Genomic DNA, 18,172 nt, shown 5'->3' with positions numbered 1-18,172 from the left:
GCCGGATCTACGCCATCGGCGCACTGTTGCAACGTACTGCAACTACGTTATAATTCCGTAGCCAAAGTGCTTGCTGGGGAGGGATTATCACTGACGGCCTTTTGATATGTACTGAGAAACACCACATTCAGAAATATTTGCTCACTAAAGTACTATCCAGTTTGCAGGAAACATAGAGTTTCCGTTAACTGAGCGTTCAGGCAACACCTCCTCCTGCATCACACCCCAATGCTCAACCACCTTGTCAATCTCCAGGCGGAAGATTTCCACTGCGACCATCCCTCGTAAAGCCTGAATCAACCTCGTGAACGCTTTATTTCCCAAGGCCTCGGACCATCTTCATGCGGGCGCCAGACGGAAGCTGATCGCGGCAGGATGAGCAGCGTCATTACGTAATCGTACTGATCGGAAGAGACCTTCATCTCCCGCACACAAGTATCAGCCTCAGCATGCGGAAACCAGATCTTCGCAGGCAACTCAATTCCCCTGCGTTCGTGCCTAACACCCGGAGCGGCAACAATCGAACCTGCTGGGACCTCGATGGTTTGCTTGCGGGTAGCGAAGAAAACGCCTGCCCGCTTTGCTGGCCTACTCGGAAACGCCCACTGCATGAAACCGTCGCGTGACAGAATCAAAACCGCATTTTCTTCCGTGTACTGAAGCCATTTAAGAACAGCGGCAGTCAGCGAGACACCATACCGCTCAGCACAATGGCCGAGCAGGTCAAGGTCGACGGTAGTGGTGACTTGGGCCCTAAAGTCATCCAGAGGCATGAGCAGGTAGGAAGCGAAGAGGTCTGCCTGTGCTTCAATGGTCTTCTCCTCCCATTCGAGCATGTCATCGCCACTGCACTGAAATGCCGGACGGTCCTGGCGATGCAGGATGTAATGACCTAACTCATGCGCCTGTGTAAAACGGATTCGACCTGGCGAGGCCATTGCACTGTTGTACAGCAGCATCCATTTCTTTCGCTCATCGTCCGGAAACAACGCGCCGTCAAAGCTCTTGATGTCGACCGGCGTGACTTCCGTGATCGGATCAGACCAGCCAAAAATCCTGGCTGCTTCCATGGCCAGCATCGGCACATCAACTGGAAATCTGCCGCCGTGTACGTGATCGAACGCCTCCATGATCTTGGACAGCCGGTTGGCTGCTTTCTGAGGTGTCCATACCTGCTTTTCGACCATCATTTTCCCTTCTTGAACGTTTCCAGAATCTTCCGGAGATGCTCCTTGGCATCAGGCTCCAGGTTCTTGTACCCACGGAAAAACGCGTCGTCGAGATGACGCTCTTCAGGGGCCCTTACGTCTTCCTCGAAAAAGTACTGGGTCGCTACGCCCAGCACGTCAGCCAAGGCCGTGAGCTTCTCTGCTGATGGCCGTTGAGATTCACGGTTTTCCAGCTCCCAGAGGTAGCTTTTGCTCAGACCGGCCATGTCTGACAGCTTCTCCAAGGTAAGCCCGCGCTGCTTACGAAGCTCGCGGAGCTTCTCACCGAGACGGGTCGTCACGATCTCGCTCCTTTCTGTGGTGGTCAAAAAATTGTACCACTATTCCGAACAAAGTGTTTGACAACACAGAAATTCGGAGTAGCGTAAATACAAAGTTCGCTATACCGAACTTTTCTGCCAGGCTAGCCGATGTGCGCTGTGTGGCGTGGTCGTTCTGCCTTCACTTGATGCAAATCCCCAGGGGGGGAACGTATGTCCAGAGAACACGTAGACCACCGCGACATCGCACGGTTCGCTGAGGAAAAGGTGAACCTGCCCAAGGAAAAGGCTGACGCTTATCGGGAGCAGGCCGGGCGCTTGCAGGAAAAACTGGAAGGTTACCTCTCCGACCACCCGGATTTTTCGCTCAAGCGAATGCTGGTCTCTGGGAGCTTGGCGAAAGGGACCGCTCTGCGCTCTCTCAGTGACATTGACGTCGCCGTCTACATCAGTGGCTCGGATGCGCCGCACGACACCAAAGCGCTGATCGATTACCTGGCCGAGAAGCTGCGAAAAGCCTTCGCCAACTTCAGCCCTGATCAGGTAGTGCCGCAAACCTACTCGGTTACCGTGTCGTTTCGTGGGTCAGGCCTGGACGTCGATATCGTTCCCGTACTCTACAACGGGCTTCCCCAGTGGCGGGGCAACTTGATCAGCCAGGAAGATGGCTCGTTCCTGGAAACGAGCATCCCGCTCCACCTGGAGTTCGCGAAAGCACGTAAACGAGCCCAGCCAACGCATTACGCCCAGGTCGTGAGGCTGGTGAAGTACTGGGCAGCGTTGATGAAGCGTCAGCGTGACGGTTTCCGGTTCAAGTCCTTCATGATCGAGATGATCCTGTCGAAGCTGTGTGACGACGGGGTCGACTTCTCTGATTACCCGGAGGCTCTTCAGTCCTTCTTCACCTACATCGCCCGGTCGGAACTGCGCGAAAAGATCTTCTTCACGGACAACTACCCGGCATCGCAAGTCGGCACCTTCACCGACCCGTTGCAGATCATCGATCCTGTGAATCCGACCAACAACGTGGCCCGGCTTTACACGCAGCAGAACATCGACGCGATCATCGAGGCCTCACTGGAAGCGGGTGACGCCATCGACGCAGCGCTCTATGCGCCAAACAAACAACTGACTGTTGGCTACTGGCAGCAGGTCTTCGGTTCAACCTTCCAGGTGTGAGGTAGCAGCATGTCGTCTTCCAGCTACTCGGTTTCAGAATCTCAAACTTTCACCCTGACGCACGCCAAGCACATGGCCGCGAAGGTAGCCGCTGATCTGATGCGCCTTCAACGCCTGTATGGCAAGCCAAGCACTCAGTGGATCTCGGATTACGAGGAAGAGGTGACAGCCTTCCTGAAAGCGGGCTACCTGGACACTGTGACCTATGGGTTCAAACGCGATGGGAAGTGGATTGAACCCACTCTCAAGTACACCGCGTCTGAGCTTTCCAGCGGCGGTATCGACGATACGCCGGGGCGTATTCGCCCGAATGCCGACATCACTGGGGCAAGCTTCTATAGCTACATGACCTACAACGATGCTTGGTGGAGTGCCTCCAAAACCGAGCGAGATGCCTTTAAGAGCCAAGTGCCAGTCAACAGAGGCGGGGCCGATGAGCCGGAGGTCAATGGCTATCTGACCTCCGACAGTTCCTATTCATCCGGGGGCCGTACCCTCAACCGTTCGACCGTAAGGAGCTACTGATGAATAAGCCAGCACTGGATGAACTCTTCGAATACCGCGTCAACTACCCGGACTTCGAGCCACAGGAACGGTTGGCCAAGCTGGTAGGTCTGGACGGACAGAAAGTCCGTTTAGCGAAAATCCTTGGCCTTCTGGTTAACTCCTCCGGCCTCACTGACTGGGCCAAGAAATTCCACCCCGGTTCCGAATCTGTGATCGATACAGTTCTGCGGCGCCCTCCTCTCGTCGTCCTTGCTGGTGATGTGGGCAGTGGCAAAACCGAGCTGGCAGAGACTATCGGGGATGCAGTTGCCCGTCAGGAAGACATCGGCATCACCCTGTTCCCATTGAGCCTGTCAACCCGCGGACAAGGCCGAGTCGGTGAAATGACTCAGCTGATTTCAGCAGCGTTCGATTACACAATTGAGGAAGCCCAAAAACTCAAATCGGGCAGTGGCCTCGCACGTGGCGCTGTGATCCTCCTGATCGATGAAGCTGACGCTTTGGCCCAATCTCGCGAAAATGCGCAAATGCATCACGAGGACCGGGCTGGTGTGAACGCCTTCATCAGGGTATTGATCGAATTGCAAATGCCCAACTGCCAGCGGCAGTCATCATGTGCACCAATCGTCTCAGCGCCTTGGATCCGGCTGTTAAGCGACGCGCAGCTGAAGTTCTGTCCTTTGGCCGACCTAATGAAGAGCAACGCCGCAGCGTTCTCACCCATCGCCTAGGACGGCTGGGCATCCCTCCAGCCGCGCTGGACGATCTCGTGAAAGCAACTGGCCCGCGCGAGAAGGATGTTCCCGGATTTACCTTCTCCGATCTGACCCAGCGCCTAATTCCATCGATTGTATTGGACGCCTACCCAACACAGGCAGTGGTCCCTGCCAGAGCAGTACGAGTTGCTCAAGAGATGCAACCTACCCCCGCATTCAAGGATCATTAATTCTGACGCCTGTCAGAAGCTGTTCAACCGTGCCCCGCGAGTGAGTGAACATGGCCACGAAAAAGGATCGCATCGCCGACACTGCCTGGATGAAAGATGCTTTTGTAGACGTCCAAGCAGAGTTGGCTCTCAAGCTGAAGCGAGCAGCTCAATCCATCTCGCACGCTGGGACGCACGGAACTGTTGTTGAGGACCACTGGATCGAGGTGTTCCGGGCATACCTTCCGAATCGCTACCAGGTTGCTACAGGCCTGGTAATCGATAGCCAGGGTAACCGGAGTGACCAAATCGATATCATCATTTTCGACCGTCATTTCACTCCGACACTGCTCGACCAGCAGAATCACCGTTACATCCCCGTCGAAGCGGTATACGCCATATTCGAATCCAAGCCGCATTTCGACAAAAGCTATTTGGAGTACGCAGGAAACAAGGCGGCATCAGTTCGCAAGCTGCATCGGACCTCTGTACCGATTGCCCATGCTGGCGGAACCTACGCACCTAAACCCCTCTTCCCTATCCTTGCAGGCATAGTCGCTCCCAAATCAAGCTGGGCTGATGGTCTAGGGGAGCATTTCCTAAAGCACTTGCCTGGCGAGGAGCTGGAGCGTTTGGATTGTGGCTGCGCATTGGATGACGGAGCCTTCGATAGCTTCGATGACAAATTAAAGGTCGTCGGACCGGAAGGCTCGCTCATCTATTTCTTGTTCCGCCTTCTATCACGCCTTCAATCACTAGGAACAGTTCCGGCGATTGACTGGGCAGCATATGCGGCAGTCATAAATAGGTAGGCTCAGTCCCAGACGACTTCACCGGAAACGCTTGAAATATTAATTTAACAAATTACTTCGGGTGGCTATGCAAACGCCGCCCGAAATCAAATTTCGACTTCAACACCCACGGAAAAAATTCATGATCACTAGCACTGATTCCAAACTGCGAAAAATCAAGCCAAGCGAGTTACTCTACACTGATTATAGTGATAAGGCCGTACCAGGGGATGACCCAACCAAAACCAAAGAGGACACCACAAGGTTCAGCCGAAAAGAAAAATATGAAGCCGTAAACATGATCAACTCAATCGGCTGGAAGGACCAAAAAAACAACCTTAACGACCTCTTGACTATTGAATGGATGATCCATGAAAAATTGCCATCCGGTGTCGTAGAGCCCCGCGAGCGTCCAGACCTTATGCTTGAAGCGACGGTGCTCAATGTCGGCGTCCCCGAATATCCAGTGCATTGCAATGTAGGACTCTATGCACGCCCGGCTAATGACGATGACCGAGGAGTGATCAATGATCTGGAGCACCTGGTTCTTGCTGTTCATAATCGCCATAGGCTCCAGGAGCCTTCGCGCTGAGCAGAGTTGCTTGAATAGCTTCACCGACAAACTTTGAAGGTCTGCAATCCAGCGATCCCCTTCTTCTGGCACCAAGGCGGCTTGCGCGTCGATCATTTCTGCCATCATATTGATGAGGACGTCAAAGTCAGCCTCTACATCCCTGCGCCCGCTCATCTGCCTGTCTCCCGATACCTTCGAAGCCTACTTCCCACTGATGCAGTGGTGAGCGGCGCATCGAACCTGAAATCTACCACCTCAACACCGTTCTCCACGCACAGTTGTCGCTTCAACTGGTCACGCGCCACGACACGAAGGTGCGCCTCTTCCCCACCAAACACCGTTAAAGGCCGGTAATGCTGCTCCCCTTGATGCTCTATCGCCAGCCGCAGTTCTGGCAGGTAGATATCTAGACGCATTCTCCCTAACCACTCAGGCGACGCCTCGCGCAGCACCCGCACGTCCGGGAAAAGCTTTCTGACGATGCCGTATAACGCAGACTCTCGCTGCCACCGACTGAGACCTAGCACGTGCATGATCTCGGCCCTTGCTGTCTTCCTGTCCACGCCAAGATCGAACCTTACCTGTTCAATATACGCGTCGAAATTGGTCTCAACACTTGCGCCGTATCTTTCGTCCTCGGGTGCAGACCGCGCCACACACAGGTGGCACAACCCGTCCCTGTACTCAAATTCAGCGAAGTAAGCATCCAAACTCGCTTGTGGGAGGCCATCAAAATTCGGATCGGTCAATGCGGCTCTGTGGTACTCCATCGAGCACGCACAAAGGAATCGTTTGCCGGTGAGCATGTGGTCGAACGACACAGATCGATGCCACCATGAGGCTGAATCTGGGGAAAAGTTGGCAATCAACGGCTGGATAGGGCTTTTCGCAGAAAGAGCTTCCGAAATCGCCCGGATCACGTCTAATCCAAGCCGGATGTGGTTGATCCGTATCACATGGTTCACTTGGCGCTTCAGCTCCTTTCTCTTGAGCTGAGACAACCTGGAAACGCCGCCTCCATAATTGATGGGCACCAAGTCGATATTCGAACAGATAAAATCTACCTGATCGAAGCTCTCCTCAGGTTTCGTTGCAACGGTGATTTGCGGATACCAGGTCTCATAGCTTGTACGCAGCAACTGCGGGATAGTCGCGAACCGCTGCTTAAAATACATGGAATGAAACCTCACGACGGGCGGCTTGATGATGGCGCTCGAAAACGCCTCGGCAAAGCACTCACGCAGATGTGCTTCCAAAGCACGTTCAATCGCTAGCACAGGCGTCATACCTGGTGCTACGAGGTCTTGAGCGATTACCGCTACCAGCTTCATTCCATCAAGCAAAATACGAGTCATCCCTACTCCCGTGAGCACCTTGACGCTCAATCCCTTGCAGCCAATGCCCCTCCGTCACGTCTTTGGGGTCGCGTTCAACCACTGAGCAATACCTCAATTCTGGCTAGCGAATGCGCAATGTGCTTCCTCGCAACCTCACCCATGAGGTGTTTGATTCAAACATCTAGTAGTCTTCCGCTGGGGCAAATGAGGCTGCTCGTACCTTCGTTGCTTCCAAGCAGTGGAGGCTCGAAAATCCTTGAGCCCTAGGATAAAGCTGTAGCGCAGCGTCGCTAATGGGAGCGTTATGCCATGATAGCGCTGTTGATGCTGTAGGAGCATAATCGCATATTGAATAAACCAAACTTAAGGAGAGAGATTTGGGTAATCCGTGTAATGCTGGATCGGCTGTAATGTTCGTAGCTAAGCACCGTTTCTCTGCGGAAATTCTAGCCAGGCAGATTGACGTCCCGACCGAAAACATTCTTGGCCTTGCCGCACATGAGAGTCAATACGGGAAAGGCCGGTTCGCTACCGAGGGCAACAATTTTTTCTCGATGCACGCGCCAGCGCCTTTACAGACCGGTACGATAACGGCATTCGGCGATCCAAGAATGAAAGTTGCTGCTTTCGACTCATTTTTACAGTCAGGGCAGTCTTTTTTGGCTCGATTTGGGAGTGCAGTACGCGGTAAAAAAGATCCTGGCGAGTTTAGCAGAGCCCTTGTTACAGGCCACTTCAATACAGGCGATGCGAAGACTGGCGGGCGCTTTGGGTATGCGAAACTTGTGGAAGACGCAATTGGCATGGTGAAAGCGAGAATGCAATGCGATATATAAGCCGGCTGCAAGCATTGGTGGTTGCTGCTGCCCTGTTGGCCTGTTCGCCCGTGTTTGCGGAGTCACTCAACGCAAAGAACATTCGGCCTTCCGGCTTGACGGCGGATCAAGCCAAGCAGGTTCTGCTTGTGGTACTGAAACACCAGCACTACAAGATGTCGAACCCAGATATGTGGATTGACGGTCCATGGCAGGGCGAAGAGAAAGGGACTCTGTTTCGTCCGGGATACTATGACTTCGGTTTGGTGTTTAATAACCCAAAAGGCGCGGCGTCCAATGTACTGGGCCATTTCGCGGTTAACATCTTAACCGGTGATGTGTGGGAAACCGAAAGCTGCGAACGCTTCAGTTCCGCCACCTTATCGGGAATTCAAAAACGCATTTCCGTGCAGACAGGCAAAAAACTCGCTAACGAAGAGGTGGCACGTAGCGAGATAGGCTGCTAGTAGCTGACTACCTTTTTTGATTGGGTGCTCAAATGTCACCATGAGGATAAAAAAACCACGACATTTCGTTGTACTTTCTGCCCGCTACCCACAGTCTCGCTGTTGGAATACTGATCTGGAAGGCGATTTTCTCAAATGTACCTAGCAACGGTGAAGGATCAGGTAATTGGCCTGACAAGCCGAGGCAAGGGGAGTACTGAGGGCATGATTCTTGAGTTAATCCCGGTTAGACGTAACGGGATATTGATAGGTCCCCCGCTTCAATGAGAGGGACCTTTTTTATGGGGGTCGGTCGTTGACGCCTGTGAAGCACATCAACCAAAATGTAAAAAAGTCAGTTGTTTGCCTCGAAAACTTTACACCCTCTGATCTGCGAAACCGAAATACTCACCTTCCTAGGCTCTGCTTAAAATGTGAGCACCCGATGTTACCGCCAGACTCGTTTCCGTTTCTAATCTAGCTCAACGCGAAAGCTTCTGAGATACCACTCAAATTGGACAGCTATTTCATCCAAACATTTCGCCAGGTCCCCAGCGGACAATTCACTGTAGCACTTAGCTTCACAACCCAAGAGTTAAGACGAGAGGAACGTATAGCAGGAGCAGTCGACTAAGTCATTCGCCCCATGGATTCAAGATGGACGATGAAATTTTCCATTTATGACTACACTAAGGCCTGTCTCAGCCCCTATGATTGGTGTAATGCACACGGCGCCACTCAGCAAATTGGCCAATTTCTTACAATTCACTGAGTCGAGGCTTCGGAGCAGCCCGACTTAGTGTATTGGCCGGTCTGCTGTAGAACACTTTTGCTGATGTCCTCTAGGGAGGCATACATCACCACCGACGCCTTGCAGTTGCTAATTTGGGTCATGACAATATTGCTGGGGACGTGGTTCAGTGGGCAGTCACCGCTACTTTTTAGCACCATGTACGCCTGTTTTTCATCGCCCTGCAACAAGCTTTCCAAGGCAAAAGAACATTGGCCAAAAGCTATTTTGTCCCCTGATATATGAAGTTCAGGAAGCGCCTCCTCGTTCGGAAAATGAATCCATATGCCTTCTGCCCAGCTTCCAGCTACGCCTCTTTCGATGCCAGTCGGAGGATGCTTGGGAGGCTCATTTTGATCACAGGCACCGACTAGAAGCCCTACGAACAACATGGAAGAAACCGTGACGACTCTTGCTACCCTGTTCATGACTGGCCTCCGACATCGGATGTCTCAGGCTACCAAGTAACCACTCGCTCATCTGCAAGTGGGGCTTTTAAAGCATAGAACTTGCCCTCTCAAGACGGCGTCATGTCGCCTCGGCATGCCTCGGTAACCCTATGGAAATCAGTGCTGCGAGCAGTACAAACGTGCTGGATATCCATAGGCACGCACCCAACCCATACACCTGGTATACCCAGCCGGAGAGGACGGTGCCGATCAAGCGCCCCATGGCGTTGGACATGTAGTAAAAGCCCACGTCCAGCGAAACACCGTCTTCCTTGGCATAGGACACGATCAGGTAGCTGTGCAGCGAGGAGTTCACCGCGAACAGCGCACCAAAGACCATCAGGCCTCCCAACAGAACCACCTGTTGCGACAACCCTGTATTTAATCCGAGGGCGATGGCCGCAGGCATGCCAGCCAGGGCAAGCGCCCAAAGGAGTGCAGCGCGACCATCTGGAACATGCCCGCGCTTCTTGCCGGTAATGCGTGGAGCGAACGATTGCACGATGCCGTAGCCGATCACCCAGGCCGCCAGGAACCCGCCGACCTTCCAAAAGTCCCAGCCAAAAACACTGCTCAGGTATACCGGCAAGGCCACCACGAACCAGACATCACGAGCACCGAACAGAAACATCCGCGCTGCCGAGAGAATGTTGATCGCTCGGCTCTTGGAAAGGATTTCACGAAACTTCGGCTTGGCCTTGGCTTTGCCCAGGTCCTTTTTCAGCAGAGTCAGACTGCCGATCCAGATCAGCGCGAGGACGCCGGCCATGGCCACCAACGCACCTTTGAACCCCATCAGGGCGAGGAAGGCCCCACCGAGAAAGAAACCGACACCCTTAAGTGCGTTCTTCGAACCAGTGAGGATGGCTATCCACTGGTAAAGCTTGCCCTGTTGTCCATCGGACACCAGGAGTTTGATGGAGCTTTTGGCACTCATCTTGTTCAGGTCTTTGGCGATCCCCGAAAGCGCCTGAGCGCCCATTACCCAAGGAATGGTCAACCAGACCGAGGGCACTGCCAGCATCAGCAACGCCACGACCTGCATACCCAGCCCAATATTCATGGTTCGGTTCAGACCCAGCCGAGCCCCGAGATAGCCACCGACGAGGTTGGTGACCACGCCAAAGAATTCGTAAAACAGAAACAACGCCGCGATTTGAAATGGGCTGTAGCCCAGCTCGTTGAAATGCAGCACCACCAACATGCGCAAGGCGCCGTCGGTGAGGGTGAAGGCCCAATAATTACCCGTAACGAGCAGGTACTGCCGCACTTCTGGAGCGAGGGCTGACAACATTTTCATGACCGCTCCTTAGACTGCCAGCCCGACCATTTTGGCCAGTTCGACAGTGCGGTTGGCATAGCCCCATTCGTTGTCGTACCACGCATAGAGTTTGACCTGAGTGCCGTTGATGACCATGGTCGACAGCGCATCGATGATCGATGAGCGCGGGTCTGTGCGGTAGTCGATGGACACTAGCGGACGTTCCTCGAAGCCGAGGATGTCTTTCAGCTCGTTCTCGGAGGCGTCTTTGAGGAATTGATTAACCTCTTCGACAGTGCTGGCCCGCTCGACTTCAAAGACACAGTCGGTCAGCGAAGCGTTGGCCAGCGGTACGCGCACGGCGTGGCCATTCAGGCGTCCACGCAGCTCAGGGAAGATTTCTGCAATGGCGGTGGCCGAGCCAGTACTGGTCGGGATCAGGCTCATACCCGAAGCGCGTGCACGACGCAGATCCTTGTGAGGTTGATCGAGAATGCTTTGGGTGTTGGTCAGGTCGTGGATGGTAGTAATCGAACCGTGACGAATGCCCAGTTTTTCGTGGATCACTTTCACCACCGGTGCCAGACAGTTGGTGGTGCATGACGCCGCCGTGACGATGCGATGTTCCGCAGCATTGAACAGCTGATGATTGACGCCCATGACGATGTTCAACGCGCCCTTTTCCTTCACCGGAGCGCTGACCACCACGCGTTTAACGCCCTGGTCGAGGTAAGCCTGAAGCACAGCGACGGTCTTCATCTTGCCGCTGGCTTCTATCACCAGATCGCAGCCCGACCAGTCGGTATCGGCAATCGCCTTGTTGGCCGTCACCTTGATTCGCTTGCCATCGATGACAATGCTGTCGCCCTCGGAGTCAGCCTGGTAATTCCAGCGGCCATGTATCGAGTCGAAGTTCAGCAGGTGCGCATGCGTTGCTGCGTCCCCTGCCGGATCGTTGATTTGGACGAACTCAAATTCTGGCCAGCTCCAGGACGCTCGCAGAGCGAGGCGACCGATTCGACCGAAACCATTGATGCCAACTTTGATAGCCATGTTGTTGTGCTCTGTATCTGTTGTCAGTGGGAGTTCGACTGGATGTCGAACTGGCCGATGTATTCGATATGGGCTGGATGCTGAATGGCGCGTGGGCGCAGCGACTGCACCTCGCGGATCGCTTCGTCGAACGGCATGCCGCACTCGATCAGCAATTGAGCGGCGATCAAGCCAGTGCGGCCCGAGCCACCCTTACAATGGATGGCAATGGTCTTACCTTCGGTCAGTAACTGCTTGATACGTTGATGGTGCTGTTCCCAGGCCGCCTTGAATGCCTCGCCAGGGACCTGTTCATCCGCTACCGGCAGGTGAAACCATTCAATGCCCAGGAGCTGACATTCTTCAGGCAGCAGGTCGATTTCGTTCTGAAGCAGCTCCTCGGTCGGCATCAGCGTCAGCAGAGCCGCTGCACCTGCGTCCTTGAGGGTTTGCAACGCCTCAAAAGATCGGGTGCCCTTCGTGCCTGGACACGGGGTGAAGATCAGCTGGCCTTTGAGTTGCACCAGGGGCAATACGGAATAGGGGTGTTGTTGCACGGTGAAAATCCCTCAGATGGAGCGCTGATTGACACGTTTCATGAGTTCTTCCGCCGACTCCTTGCGCTCGGAATAACGATCAACCAGATAGTCCTGGCGGTCGCGAATCAGCAGCGTGAATTTCACCAACTCCTCCATCACATCAACGACACGGTCGTAGAAAGGAGAAGGCTTCATCCGACCGTTGTCGTCGAACTCCATGTAGGCCTTAGGTACGGACGACTGGTTGGGGATAGTGAACATGCGCATCCAGCGTCCCAGTACCCGTAGCTGATTGACCACGTTGAACGACTGCGAGCCTCCGCACACCTGCATGACAGCGAGGGTTTTTCCCTGGGTCGGGCGTACGGCTCCCATCGCGAGCGGCACCCAGTCGATCTGCGCTTTGAATACAGCGCTCATCGAACCGTGGCGCTCTGGGGAGCACCAAACTTGGCCTTCCGACCACAGCATCAACTCACGCAGTTCTTGAACCCGAGGGTGATCATCGGGGGCGTCATCAGGGAGCGGCAAACCTGATGGATTGAAAATCCGCGCCTCGGCGCCGAAGTGCTCCAGTAGCCGGGCCGCTTCTTCTACCAGCAGGCGACTGAAGGAACGCTCACGAGTCGATCCGTACAGCAGCAGAATGCGTGGCTTGTGGATGGAGGTCTTTTCGATGCCGAGCTTGTCAGTCGATGGGAGATCGACCAGTTCAGTATCGAGTTGGGGGATGTGGTCATCGTACATAGTCGTTGTCCTGCGCAGCTGCGCTCTTGGAATCATCGAACCAGCGGCGCTTCAGCCAAAAGGCGACACCGACCAGGGAAATCAGCACCGGCACTTCCACGAGCGGGCCAATCACCGTAGCGAAAGCGACAGGCGAGGCCAGTCCGAAGGTAGCGATGGCGACCGCAATGGCGAGTTCGAAATTGTTACTCGCGGCGGTGAACGCCAGAGCCGTGGTACGTGGATAGTCAGCTTTGAGCAGCTTGCCCATCCAGAAACTGAGGAAGAACATCACGACAAAGTAGATCGTCAGGGGGATCGCGATGCGTAGTACATCCAACGGCAGTTGCAGCACCTTGCCACCCTTGAGACTGAACATAGCGACGATGGTCAGCAGCAATGCAACCAGCGTTAGCGGACTGATTTTTGGGATGAAGTGCTCTTGATACCAAGTACTTCCTTTGCGCGCGATCAGGATCCTGCGGGTCAGGAAGCCGGCCAGGAACGGCACGCCCAGGTAGATCAGGACCGATTCGGCAATGCTGATGAAGCTGGTCTCGATGACGCTACCTTCCAACCCGAACAGGGGCGGTAGGAGACCAAGGAACACCCAGGCGTATAGGCTGAAAAACAGGATCTGGAAGATGCTGTTGAACGCTACCAGCCCGGCGACGTACTGATTATTGCCTCCGGCGATCTGATTCCAGACCAGCACCATCGCAATGCAGCGAGCCAGGCCGATCAGGATCAGCCCCGTCATGTACTCCGGCTGGTCCCGAAGGAAAATGATCCCCAACGCGAACATCAATATTGGCCCGATCACCCAGTTCTGGATCAGGGACAGGGCGAGGATGCGCTTGTCTTTGAAGACCTCCGGCAGCTCCTCATAGCGAACCTTGGCCAAGGGCGGATACATCATCACGATCAAGCCGATGGCGATTGGAATGTTGGTAGTGCCCACAGAAAGACTGTTGAGCCACTGCGGCCAGCCTTCGAACAGGCTACCCAGTCCGATTCCTAACGCCATGGCCAAAAAGATCCACAGGGTCAGGTAGCGGTCCAGGAATGAAAGGCGGCTTTTACTCATGACATATCTCCTGCTGTTAAAGCGTGCCGATCAGAGCCAGCTCAGCCTTGAGCTGTTCGGCACTCAACGCGGAAAGGGGTAAAGCCAGGAACGCTTTCAGTCGCCGGGTGATTTGCTCCAGGGTCACATCAAATGCGGCCTGAACCTCTTCTAGTGTGCCGTGAAAGTCCGATGGATCAGCCAAGCCCCAGTGCCCCTTGACTGAGGGGCCAAAAAACACCGGGCACGCTTCACCCGCTGCTTTATCGCAGACCGTAATTACGAAGTCGGGAGCAAGGTTTTCATGCGCGTCGCTGGACTTGCTGAACAGCCCAGCTGTTGAGATGCCTGCCTTTTCCAGCGTTTTTAGGGCCAGCGGGTGCACTTCACCTTTGGGCTGGCTGCCAGCGCTGTAGGCTTTCATGCCCGCTGGGGCTAAATGGTTGAAGACCGCTTCACAGAGAATACTGCGGCAACTATTGGCCGTGCAGAGGAACAGAATCTTCATCGGGCTATCTCTCATACGCCAAACTCTGGCGGTTATGGTTCAGCAGCACGCAGCGACGCGCTCCGGGCGGTCACCCATGTCATCAAGGCGTTTCGCATCCGGACTCAACCAATGCTTATTGGCCTCCAGCACGGTGGTCAGAACGCCATGCACCCAATCAGGCAGGTTTGGGTGCAGTCGGTAGTAAACCCATTGGCCTTGCCGACGATCCGCCAGCAAGCCGCAGTTGCGCAGTTGGGCCAAGTGTCGGGATACCTTGGGCTGGCTCTCGTTGAGTGCGCAGGTCAGTTCACAGACACAGAGTTCACCTTCACGGGTGACCAGCAGCATCATGCGAACCCGGTTGTCGTCGGCCAGGCATTTGAAAACGGTGGTCGGTGTCAGGTGGTCGGTCATTGCTGTTCTCTGTGTTTGGACTTCACCAAGAGAAACATTTTGATGCGGTCATGGATTTCATGAAGGGTGTGGCGGAACGCGTCGGGCTGAGTGCTGGTGGCCGGATCTGTGAAACTCCACGACAGAGCCTCACCGGCTCCAGGAAGGGTTTGGCATTCCGCTGCGGCCTTGTCACACAAGGTGATGACGTAATCGAAACTTTCCTCGCTGAACTCATCAACCGACTTGCTACGTAATCCTTCGGTGCTGATCCCAGATGAGCCAATGCTGCAATGGTTTGAGGGCTCACCTCGGTCGGTGCAGTGCCGGCACTGAAGGCTTCGTAATGCTCGGCATCGAGATGTCGCAACAGTGCTTCCGCCAGCTGCGAACGGGCGGCGTTAGCGGTACAGACGAACAAGACACGGGCTTTGGTGCTCATAACGAGGTCTCAGCTCATATGCGGTTTTTCGAATATATGATTTTCCGAATATAAGGTAAAGCACAAAAGGCAGATTTATTCGATGAGGGTACTGAATTAGGCCAGTCTGCCTCTGTAAATGCCCATAAAATGGAAAAATCTGAGAGACTTTTCAGCTTTTTACGTCGAAAATATTTGGAAAGTCACATATACGTATTTTGTAATGCATCTGTCGTTCGCTCAGAGATGGGCTCTCCTCAGCACAACCTACGTACCACAAGCAGCACAATTCACTTGGACTGCCATGGAGTCCGAGTGAAAGGAAAGCACCGAAGCACTCTCCGAGCGAGTTAGTCAGTGGTCTATCTAGGGCAGGCGTTTTGCCAGGTAGCTGGCAGTGGACGGGCAAAGGCTACGGAACTCAAGGGACTGCTGGATGGCGTTTGGCGCCTTAGCCCTGTCGAGGCTCTCGAATCCGTGGCGCAGGAAGAACGGGGCCGCAGTGGTGGTGAGAAGGTGTAACGACTGAACCCCGCGACTCACCAGCAGCGTCTCAAGTAGAGTCAGCGCTTCGGTGCCAAGCCCACCTCTGCGGTGGGATGGTGATACTACAAACGAACGCAGCAGCCTATCAGCGGTGGCACCTTCGACGCCCACGTAGCCGACCACACAGCCACCTTTCTGGAGCTGCCAGAACTCACGCTCAGGCTCGCCAAGGTCAACGTGAGGCAAGCCCTCGGCACGGAGCAATTCCATCAATGAGTCAAGGTTCTCAAGTGGGGTCATTTCAATGGACTGGGAAACGGACATGAAACATCACCAAGAGGGTAAAGGATGAGCATCACGAGCAATATCAGAGTAGCAGCCCCATCGGATGCAGCCGCCATCCAGGCAATCTATGCCCCGATGGTTGAGAGTACTGCAATATCCTTCGAACTGGAGCCCCCGACCGTTGCAGAGATGGCGCACCGCATCGAATCGACTTTGCTAACGTACCCGTATCTTGTTGCAGAGCGAGACGGGCAGGTCCTTGGGTATGCCTATGCGAGCCAGCATCGGGCTCGTGAAGCGTATCGCTGGTCAGTAGATGTGACCGTATACATTGCTCCAACCGTGCACCGCCGTGGAATGGGGCGGGCGCTATACGAGCACCTGCTGCCCATTCTTGAGAGCCAGGGCTTCCACGCTGCCTATGCCGGTATCGCGCTGCCGAATGATGGGAGCGTGGGATTGCACGAGGCGCTGGGTTTCGAACACATTGGCACCTACGCGGAAGTCGGTTTCAAGCATGACAAATGGCATGACGTCGGGTACTGGCGCAGGGCGTTGAGTGGCTCCACGCCTCCAGCTCCGGTCATTATGTTCAGCACCTTGGGATCTGCGGCTAGCACGTAGGAATGCTGTATCGAGGCCCGTGAATGTGAATAGTTGAGAGGCGGAATTGGATACAGCCGCAATGGTTCGACTGATCGAATCTCTGCGCAGCGAGCAGCTCGAAATCGGTTTCGCAATAGGTCATGGAAATCAGCGCGAAGTGACAAGTCGGTTACTTCGGGAAGGTGGGGCTCAGGAACGAGAGCTAGTGTGCTGTCTCAGAAATAATATCCCCCATGCCTGCGGATTCCATGATCATCCGGATCACCCACTCTGCCAACATCCGGACACTGATTCCACGCTGATTCGGACACTGATTCCACGGACATCCGGACACTTTCAGGCAGGCAGCAACGCAGGACTATTTAATACCATCGGCCTCTTTTCTCGAAGCGAAGAGGTCGTCGTGGAGCGTATATCGAATCGAACTGAAGGGCGAATCGATGCGCAGACGTGCAACGAAATTGACGGCAACAGAGGCTTCAGACTAACAATACGAACCTGCGTCACTGCGCTCCGACTGCCCGGCCGGATGACCGTGGAACAGGTGGCCGGATGTTGGTGGACTGGGTGGCCGAATGGCGTGGAATCCGCATTATAAATAACCGATTCAAAGAAAATTTATTTCAGGGACATATCATGAGTTTCGAGAAGTATAAAAATACCACTCATAATCAGCATTTCGTTTCACAGGCGGAGCAGCGACTAAACTCTTTCTCTTCCAATCCTTCAAAAGGGGCAGGGATTTATTGTTTTGATATCCTCGACAAAGAAGATCCAACGGTCGGCCCACGAAGGAAGAAATCCATTGATAAGAATCTTGCCTTTCAAGATCTCTTTACCTTCGCGCGCATTGGGGATAAAGAGCGATTAAATTTTGAGAGCATGTTTAGGAAGTACGAAGATGGTTATCCTGCCCAAATATCATCATTGCTTGACTGGGTCAGCGAGGCAAGAAAAACGGCGAGGAAGGAAAGCGGGAGTATCGACTTAGAAACGATCGAAGGGCTTGAGTTTTCTAGTCTTTTACGTCACGTAAAATATATATATACCTATAAAACTATGAATTGGCTAAGAAACCCACATAAAATAAGAGAGGTGACTAAACATTTCGCTTCATATGTTGATCATTGTATTTATAGCCCAGAAGCCCTTCGGCTTTATGTCGCTCTGGCCAGCAAAGATGGCGCAGAGGAAAAGCACATATGTAAAATTTATGGAGTTTCGCCCAAAGAATACAGGGAGTGGATCAGACTGCTATTGCTTTTCTTATATTCAGACGAACAGATGAAGCCTTGTGTAGAAGGATTTGTTGAAGAGTTCTTCTTGGCGAAAGAGTTTACCAACATGGTTCTAATACATATTTTTGATGACCGGTGTGCGCTGCTTACCGATACAGGGGTTGTCAAAAGTTCACACTCTGATGGCATGATCGCATACATGAATGTTACGAAGGGTTGTGTGATTTCGCTTCAGCATACCCTTGTTGAAGGGAAGTATTTGGATGAGACTATGAAGCAGCTTAATCTTCCGCAGTCCGCTCGGAACACTTGTATAGATATGTTCGC

At 53.8% G+C, this 18,172-nt stretch carries 21 protein-coding genes and 1 pseudogene; 8 read left to right on the top strand and 14 right to left on the bottom strand.

The genetic code is table 11. The features are described 5' to 3' along the window. Positions 1–296: 296 nt before the first annotated feature. Together PFEN_RS20620 and PFEN_RS20615 are read right to left on the bottom strand one after the other, a co-directional pair. Positions 297–1,190, bottom strand: a complete 894-nt coding sequence (locus PFEN_RS20620) for an ImmA/IrrE family metallo-endopeptidase (RefSeq protein ID WP_224771030.1) — start codon at positions 1,188–1,190, stop codon at positions 297–299. Then, positions 1,187–1,510: a helix-turn-helix domain-containing protein gene (locus PFEN_RS20615; protein WP_191488564.1), complete on the bottom strand. Its 324-nt coding sequence runs from the start codon at positions 1,508–1,510 to the stop codon at positions 1,187–1,189. Before PFEN_RS20615 ends, PFEN_RS20620 begins: the two co-directional genes overlap by 4 nt. Positions 1,511–1,702: 192 nt before the next feature. On the opposite strand from PFEN_RS20615, the gene PFEN_RS20610 reads away from it, so the two are divergent. The 4 genes from PFEN_RS20610 (at position 1,703) to PFEN_RS20595 (ending at position 4,912) form a co-directional block, all read left to right on the top strand. Continuing rightward, positions 1,703–2,668: a CBASS oligonucleotide cyclase gene (locus PFEN_RS20610; protein WP_191488563.1), complete on the top strand. Its 966-nt coding sequence runs from the start codon at positions 1,703–1,705 to the stop codon at positions 2,666–2,668. A gap of 9 nt (positions 2,669–2,677) precedes the next feature. Further along, the gene (locus PFEN_RS20605) at positions 2,678–3,193 is read left to right on the top strand and encodes a hypothetical protein (protein ID WP_191488562.1); all 516 of its coding nucleotides are present in this window, start codon (positions 2,678–2,680) and stop codon (positions 3,191–3,193) included. Beyond that, positions 3,193–3,906 (top strand): AAA family ATPase, encoded by a 714-nt coding sequence (locus PFEN_RS20600; protein WP_224771029.1) that lies wholly within the window; start codon positions 3,193–3,195, stop codon positions 3,904–3,906. The genes PFEN_RS20605 and PFEN_RS20600 overlap by 1 nt, the downstream gene beginning before the upstream one ends. A gap of 265 nt (positions 3,907–4,171) precedes the next feature. After that, positions 4,172–4,912, top strand: coding sequence for a DUF6602 domain-containing protein (locus tag PFEN_RS20595; protein WP_191488561.1), 741 nt, complete (start codon positions 4,172–4,174; stop codon positions 4,910–4,912). A gap of 286 nt (positions 4,913–5,198) precedes the next feature. Here PFEN_RS20595 and PFEN_RS20590 read toward each other — a convergent pair whose 3' ends face one another. Both PFEN_RS20590 and PFEN_RS20585 read right to left on the bottom strand, forming a co-directional pair. Further along, on the bottom strand, positions 5,199–5,639 hold the full coding sequence (locus tag PFEN_RS20590; RefSeq protein WP_191488560.1) for a hypothetical protein: 441 nt from the start codon (positions 5,637–5,639) through the stop codon (positions 5,199–5,201). After that, positions 5,636–6,820: a hypothetical protein gene (locus PFEN_RS20585; RefSeq protein ID WP_191488559.1), complete on the bottom strand. Its 1,185-nt coding sequence runs from the start codon at positions 6,818–6,820 to the stop codon at positions 5,636–5,638. The genes PFEN_RS20590 and PFEN_RS20585 overlap by 4 nt, the downstream gene beginning before the upstream one ends. Before the next feature lie 392 nt (positions 6,821–7,212). On the opposite strand from PFEN_RS20585, the gene PFEN_RS20580 reads away from it, so the two are divergent. Beyond that, the gene (locus tag PFEN_RS20580) at positions 7,213–7,638 is read left to right on the top strand and encodes a glucosaminidase domain-containing protein (RefSeq protein ID WP_191488558.1); all 426 of its coding nucleotides are present in this window, start codon (positions 7,213–7,215) and stop codon (positions 7,636–7,638) included. Continuing rightward, positions 7,626–8,084, top strand: coding sequence for a hypothetical protein (locus tag PFEN_RS20575; RefSeq protein ID WP_191488557.1), 459 nt, complete (start codon positions 7,626–7,628; stop codon positions 8,082–8,084). The genes PFEN_RS20580 and PFEN_RS20575 overlap by 13 nt, the downstream gene beginning before the upstream one ends. A gap of 744 nt (positions 8,085–8,828) precedes the next feature. Here PFEN_RS20575 and PFEN_RS20570 read toward each other — a convergent pair. The 10 genes and pseudogenes from PFEN_RS20570 to arsN2 form a co-directional block, all read right to left on the bottom strand. Then, the gene (locus PFEN_RS20570; protein WP_191488556.1) at positions 8,829–9,281 is read right to left on the bottom strand and encodes a hypothetical protein; all 453 of its coding nucleotides are present in this window, start codon (positions 9,279–9,281) and stop codon (positions 8,829–8,831) included. A gap of 100 nt (positions 9,282–9,381) precedes the next feature. Next, positions 9,382–10,602, bottom strand: coding sequence for an organoarsenical effux MFS transporter ArsJ (gene arsJ / locus PFEN_RS20565; RefSeq protein ID WP_191488555.1), 1,221 nt, complete (start codon positions 10,600–10,602; stop codon positions 9,382–9,384). A gap of 9 nt (positions 10,603–10,611) precedes the next feature. After that, positions 10,612–11,616 (bottom strand): ArsJ-associated glyceraldehyde-3-phosphate dehydrogenase, encoded by a 1,005-nt coding sequence (locus PFEN_RS20560; protein WP_191488554.1) that lies wholly within the window; start codon positions 11,614–11,616, stop codon positions 10,612–10,614. Between the two features lie 23 nt (positions 11,617–11,639). Further along, the gene (locus PFEN_RS20555) at positions 11,640–12,152 is read right to left on the bottom strand and encodes a cyclin-dependent kinase inhibitor 3 family protein (protein WP_191488553.1); all 513 of its coding nucleotides are present in this window, start codon (positions 12,150–12,152) and stop codon (positions 11,640–11,642) included. Positions 12,153–12,164: 12 nt separating this feature from the next. Then, entirely contained in the window at positions 12,165–12,881 is a 717-nt protein-coding gene (gene arsH / locus PFEN_RS20550; RefSeq protein WP_177145335.1) for an arsenical resistance protein ArsH, read from the bottom strand. Beyond that, positions 12,871–13,947, bottom strand: coding sequence for an ACR3 family arsenite efflux transporter (gene arsB / locus PFEN_RS20545; RefSeq protein ID WP_191488552.1), 1,077 nt, complete (start codon positions 13,945–13,947; stop codon positions 12,871–12,873). Before arsB ends, arsH begins: the two co-directional genes overlap by 11 nt. 16 nt (positions 13,948–13,963) lie before the next feature. Further along, positions 13,964–14,434, bottom strand: coding sequence for an arsenate reductase ArsC (locus tag PFEN_RS20540; protein ID WP_191488551.1), 471 nt, complete (start codon positions 14,432–14,434; stop codon positions 13,964–13,966). 39 nt (positions 14,435–14,473) lie between these two features. Further along, entirely contained in the window at positions 14,474–14,830 is a 357-nt protein-coding gene (locus PFEN_RS20535; protein ID WP_177145333.1) for a metalloregulator ArsR/SmtB family transcription factor, read from the bottom strand. Continuing rightward, positions 14,827–15,251 (bottom strand): annotated as a pseudogene (locus tag PFEN_RS20530) (arsenate reductase ArsC). The gene PFEN_RS20535 and the pseudogene PFEN_RS20530 overlap by 4 nt, the downstream one beginning before the upstream one ends. Before the next feature lie 345 nt (positions 15,252–15,596). Further along, positions 15,597–16,040, bottom strand: coding sequence for an arsenic resistance N-acetyltransferase ArsN2 (gene arsN2, locus PFEN_RS20525; RefSeq protein WP_224771028.1), 444 nt, complete (start codon positions 16,038–16,040; stop codon positions 15,597–15,599). 24 nt (positions 16,041–16,064) lie between these two features. On the opposite strand from arsN2, the gene PFEN_RS20520 reads away from it, so the two are divergent. Then, the gene (locus PFEN_RS20520) at positions 16,065–16,625 is read left to right on the top strand and encodes an arsinothricin resistance N-acetyltransferase ArsN1 family B (protein WP_191488550.1); all 561 of its coding nucleotides are present in this window, start codon (positions 16,065–16,067) and stop codon (positions 16,623–16,625) included. Between the two features lie 534 nt (positions 16,626–17,159). Continuing rightward, a partial coding sequence (locus tag PFEN_RS20515; RefSeq protein ID WP_191488549.1) for a hypothetical protein occupies positions 17,160–18,172 on the top strand: 1,013 nt, incomplete at its 3' end.

It is taken from the genome of Pseudomonas sp. FEN (assembly GCF_904067045.1).
GTDB lineage: Bacteria > Pseudomonadota > Gammaproteobacteria > Pseudomonadales > Pseudomonadaceae > Aquipseudomonas.
The sequence above is the reverse complement of the archived record's forward strand: the minus strand, read 5'-3'. Positions and strand labels throughout refer to the sequence as shown.

What these genes read in the sequence shown, in the direction of transcription:
- PFEN_RS20585 (WP_191488559.1), bottom strand. Translation starts at nt 6,820, where the DNA reads ATGACTCGTATTTTGCTTGATGGAATGAAGCTGGTAGCGGTAATCGCT.
- PFEN_RS20600 (WP_224771029.1), top strand. Translation starts at nt 3,193, where the DNA reads ATGAATAAGCCAGCACTGGATGAACTCTTCGAATACCGCGTCAACTAC.
- arsN2 (WP_224771028.1), bottom strand. Translation starts at nt 16,040, where the DNA reads ATGTCCGTTTCCCAGTCCATTGAAATGACCCCACTTGAGAACCTTGAC.
- PFEN_RS20580 (WP_191488558.1), top strand. Translation starts at nt 7,213, where the DNA reads ATGTTCGTAGCTAAGCACCGTTTCTCTGCGGAAATTCTAGCCAGGCAG.
- PFEN_RS20610 (WP_191488563.1), top strand. Translation starts at nt 1,703, where the DNA reads ATGTCCAGAGAACACGTAGACCACCGCGACATCGCACGGTTCGCTGAG.
- PFEN_RS20605 (WP_191488562.1), top strand. Translation starts at nt 2,678, where the DNA reads ATGTCGTCTTCCAGCTACTCGGTTTCAGAATCTCAAACTTTCACCCTG.
- arsJ (WP_191488555.1), bottom strand. Translation starts at nt 10,602, where the DNA reads ATGAAAATGTTGTCAGCCCTCGCTCCAGAAGTGCGGCAGTACCTGCTC.
- PFEN_RS20575 (WP_191488557.1), top strand. Translation starts at nt 7,626, where the DNA reads ATGCGATATATAAGCCGGCTGCAAGCATTGGTGGTTGCTGCTGCCCTG.
- arsH (WP_177145335.1), bottom strand. Translation starts at nt 12,881, where the DNA reads ATGTACGATGACCACATCCCCCAACTCGATACTGAACTGGTCGATCTC.
- arsB (WP_191488552.1), bottom strand. Translation starts at nt 13,947, where the DNA reads ATGAGTAAAAGCCGCCTTTCATTCCTGGACCGCTACCTGACCCTGTGG.
- PFEN_RS20540 (WP_191488551.1), bottom strand. Translation starts at nt 14,434, where the DNA reads ATGAAGATTCTGTTCCTCTGCACGGCCAATAGTTGCCGCAGTATTCTC.
- PFEN_RS20535 (WP_177145333.1), bottom strand. Translation starts at nt 14,830, where the DNA reads ATGACCGACCACCTGACACCGACCACCGTTTTCAAATGCCTGGCCGAC.
- PFEN_RS20590 (WP_191488560.1), bottom strand. Translation starts at nt 5,639, where the DNA reads ATGAGCGGGCGCAGGGATGTAGAGGCTGACTTTGACGTCCTCATCAAT.
- PFEN_RS20595 (WP_191488561.1), top strand. Translation starts at nt 4,172, where the DNA reads ATGGCCACGAAAAAGGATCGCATCGCCGACACTGCCTGGATGAAAGAT.
- PFEN_RS20570 (WP_191488556.1), bottom strand. Translation starts at nt 9,281, where the DNA reads ATGAACAGGGTAGCAAGAGTCGTCACGGTTTCTTCCATGTTGTTCGTA.
- PFEN_RS20520 (WP_191488550.1), top strand. Translation starts at nt 16,065, where the DNA reads ATGAGCATCACGAGCAATATCAGAGTAGCAGCCCCATCGGATGCAGCC.
- PFEN_RS20620 (WP_224771030.1), bottom strand. Translation starts at nt 1,190, where the DNA reads ATGATGGTCGAAAAGCAGGTATGGACACCTCAGAAAGCAGCCAACCGG.
- PFEN_RS20560 (WP_191488554.1), bottom strand. Translation starts at nt 11,616, where the DNA reads ATGGCTATCAAAGTTGGCATCAATGGTTTCGGTCGAATCGGTCGCCTC.